The organism is Desulfobotulus sapovorans DSM 2055 (assembly GCF_059569355.1).
Genome location: NZ_JCANVJ010000001.1, coordinates 686,540 through 690,848 on the forward strand (window position 1 = coordinate 686,540; position 4,309 = coordinate 690,848).

1 protein-coding gene is annotated in these 4,309 nt (G+C 55.2%); it reads left to right on the forward strand.

Translation table 11 applies throughout. The features are described from left to right. The coding region (locus tag BR04_RS02705; RefSeq protein ID WP_496354441.1) for a beta strand repeat-containing protein at window positions 1-4,309 on the forward strand (4,309 nt) is incomplete at both ends.

Consider the following 4,309-nt stretch of genomic DNA (forward strand, 5'->3'; position numbering starts at 1 on the left):
GACCACCGGCACGGCGAATGGTCAGGGGGCGGGCACGGCTGCGGATCACCTGGAGATCAGCGTTAACCGTCTGGCGGCGGATATCAAAGGCACGGGTACCGGTGGACTCTTCCTCACCGAAGCCAATGCGGTTACGATTGGTACACTCAGCGCGATCAACGTCAACCAAGTGGGACTTAACGGCATCACCCTGACGTTGACGACGGATCAGACACAGAGCAACCTGATTTCTGAGGGTCATCTTGTTCTGGTCACCTTAGAAGGTGCTGTGACAACCCTGGCCGATGGCGGGGTAGTAACAGCCAAGGACAACCTGTTGATCAAGGCCGGAGGCACAGATTCTGATCTGACCCTTGGTGCGGCCCTGACCGGCACGACGGGCAATATCAGCCTGGATGCCGGGCGGGATATCGTCCAGAACGCCAACATCACCGCCAGCGGCGCAGGCAAGACCATTGATATGTTGGCTGGCCGTCATATCACCATGAGTGAGAACACCAGCACCACCAGTACCAACGGCAATATTCGTCTTGAGGCTGGCAGTGTTTCTGGGGTGAATGGCGACATTGCGCTGCGGACGATTGCTGCTGGCGTTGGCCATGTGGCCTTGATTGCTGCCGGTGGTAATATCACGGATGCCGCTGATAATGGTACGGTCAATATTGCTGCGGCTGACTTGATTCTACAGGCGGGCGTGGGTATTGGCAGTGGTACCAACCACATCGAAACCACGGTGGCAGGTCTGGCCGCAGAGGCCGGTAGTGGTGGTATGTTTGTGACAGAAACCGATGATCTCGGTGTTGATGTCATCGACTTTAATGTTAACAGGGTAGGCAGCAATGCCTCTACATCCTTTAAAAACAGCACTCTGGAGGATTTGCGTACCTCAGAAAATTCCAATGGGGCCATTGTAATCAGGACCGGCGGCGATCTTGCGCTGAATGCCGGTTCTGGGAATACTCCCGCGCTGGTGGCTTCCGGTACCGGCAATGTTCTTTTGGATGTGACCGGAGACCTGACTCTTAACGCAGGGACGGATGCGGGAAGCGGTCATATCAGTCTTGTGGCTACGGACACTCTGACCCAGGCAGCGGCAGGGGATGTAAAGACGACCGGAACAGGTACCATCGATGTGCGCGCCAACGTCATCGATATGAATAACGGTGCCACGGCGACGGCACAGAACGGCAACATCCGTTATGTTTCAACCACCACGCTGGCACTGGGTGGCTTGAGCGCCAGTGGCCATGTCAGCCTGAGTGCAAGCAACATCACCGACAGCAATGGTGCGGAGAATAATGTAACCGCGGATCATCTGCGTATCGTGACCACCGGAACGGCTGACGGGCAAGGCGCCGGGACAAGCGCCAATCATCTGGAGATCAACGTCAACCGGCTGGCTGCGGATATCAAAGGCACGGATACCGGTGGTCTGTTCCTTACTGAGGCTGATGCCCTTATCATTGGTACACTGGATGCCATCAATGTGAACCGGGTCGGTACCGACGGTGCTACCCTGACTGCGACGATAGATTCGGCTCAGAGCAATCTGATTTCTGCTGGTCATCTGATCCTGCAAACGACCAGCGGAGGTATTGAAAATCTTACGGGCGTTAACGGTGGCACGATCACGACCACAGGCAACCTGCTGCTGAAAGCTGGCGGTACAACCAGCGATATCACCCTGAATGCCAATGCCACCAGCACTGCGGGCCATATCAGTGTCCATGCCGGTCAGGATCTGTTACAAAAAGCCGATATTCAGACCAACGCAGAGAACAACACCATCGATGTCCAGGCCATCCAGGCCATCACTATGGATGATGTGACCCGTGCCATCACCAATAACGGCAACATCCGTTATGCGGCCAATATCATCACCCTGGGTGGTCTGGATGCCGGAACCGGTAATGTCAGTCTGGTGGGCGGATCCATCCTGGATGGAGGGGATACCCACACCGACATCATCGCAGCCAACCTGCGTCTCAACGCTACTGTAGGCATTGGTAATGACGGCACAACGGTGAATGCCCTTGATACCCGGGTTGTTACCTTGAGTGCGTCTTCAAAAGCCAATGGTATCTTCATCAACGAGCATGACGGGCTGGTGATCGATACGGTAGCGGCCATAACCGTTAGCACGGTAGGTGCGAATGCTACAGTTTCCGGCACCACGGATGTTCTGCAGGAAGATGTCACTACCATCAATGGCTCTGTCGTCATTGAAGCGGATCAGATTACAGTGAATTCGGGAGCCTCCGAAGCAGGGAGTACGGCTTCTAAATATAATGGCATCAATGCCATTGGATCCGGGCATGTCCTGTTGAACGCCAGGGCAGGTAACTTAAGTCTGCAAGGTCAGGTTCTGGGGGATACCGGCCATGTCACCCTGCTGGCTACGGCGGTTAATGGCGTGGAGGACTCCGGCAACATTCTCATGCGGGGCCTCAGCGGTATTGTCAGCACAACAGGTAGTACAACCGGAGCCAGCGTCTATGTGAAGGCAGGTAAAGCCATCACCATGGCCGACAAGGCCACCCTGACTTCCGGCGGCGGTCATGTCTATTTTGATGCAGGCGCTAATATCCTGCTTGGCCTTATCAGTGCGGGTACTGGCAATGTGGCGCTCATCAGTGGTGGAGAGGTTCTGGACAACCAGACCCCGGTTACGACTACCAATATCATCGCCTTGGGTCTTCTGATCGATGCCCACTTCGGTGTGGCAACGGCTGACAATCGGCTGGAAACCACCGTTAGCACCTTGACCGCCAACAGCGCAGCCGGCAACATCTTCCTACACGATACCACCAGCGTGGCGACAGGGCAGGTCACGGCTACTGTCCAGCAGGTTAACAATGAAGCTGGACTGAATGTAGTAGCCAAAACACAAAGCGATGTCACCACAGATGCGGGTGCCATCGTACTGAGTGCTGTAAATAACTTGACGCTGAATGATGGTGATACTGACGGCATCGCGATCAGTACGAATGCTGGCAATGTGCTGTTGACCACCGGAGTAGGAGATGGGTTTCGGGATATCGTGCTGAATTCTGCGATTAATGCAGGTTCGGGAAATATCACGCTGACAGCACACAGAAACTTGCAAACAGCCATTGTTGATTCAAGCCAGGGTAATATCCTAACCACTGCTGGCACCATAGACCTTGGAGCCACCACCGGTGCCATCACCATGGCTGATGGCACACGAGCTGAGACCAACGGCGGCAACATCCGCCTTGAAGCTGCAAGCTATATCCAGCTTGGTCTGTTGGATGCCCGGACATCCGAGGATCGTTCAGGTTCTGGTCTTACAAATCAGACTGCCTGGGGTTCGGTCAGGGTGAAGGCGATCTCAGGTAGCATCACAGATGCTGCTGCGGCAGGTGACGGAAATACGGATATTTTTGCCAGAACCCTGCGCCTCGAAGCCGGTACAGGGGTTGGAAACGGCAGCAATCACATTGAAACAGAAGCACTTACTCTGGCAGCAAAAGCCGATAATGGCGGTATCTTTATCACAGAAGCAAGCCATATCACCGTCAATACCGTTGCAGATATGCAGGTCAGCCGTGTGGCAACGGATGGTACAAGCAGCTTAACGGCAAGCGAAGCAGATCTCTCAGATCTGACCACAGCTGCGGGTAATGGACACATCGTGCTGGTGGCTTCCGGTAATGTTCTCTTGAGATCTGGAGAAACGGTTGATTCACAGACGGATAACTTTGCGATAAGCGCCCATGGTGCCGGGAACATCCGTATTGCTTCACTGACCGGGGATGTGACGGTTGAAGAACATGCAGATATCCTCAGTGCCAGTGGTCATGTGACGATCATAGCCGATCAGAAAGCAGTTTTTGCTGCCGGGGCAGATATCCGGACGGGCAGCATCGGTACCATCAACGTGGAAGCAGGAACCGGCTCCATCACCCTGGCGGATCAGAGTCTGTTTGATGCGGGCAGCGGCAACATCCGCCTTCTGGCGGCTGTTGATGTGACCCTCGGCGGTCTGCTGACCACCGGCCATGCGGGCATCACGGCCACAGCGGGCAGCATCCTTGACGGCGGCGACCATTACGTAGATGTGGTGGCCAATGGTCTGCGCATGGTAGCGGGCACGGGCATTGGTGTGGCCGCGAACCATATCGAGACCACGGTAACAACCCTCAGCGCCCGCGCGACCTCCGGCGGTATCCATGTTCTGGAGACCGACGCGCTTATTATTGATGATGTAGAAGTAAGCGTTAGTAAGGTCGGTACCCTGGGTACGGCGGCAGCGGCAGAAGGTCAGGACGTATCTGCCACAGGCCAG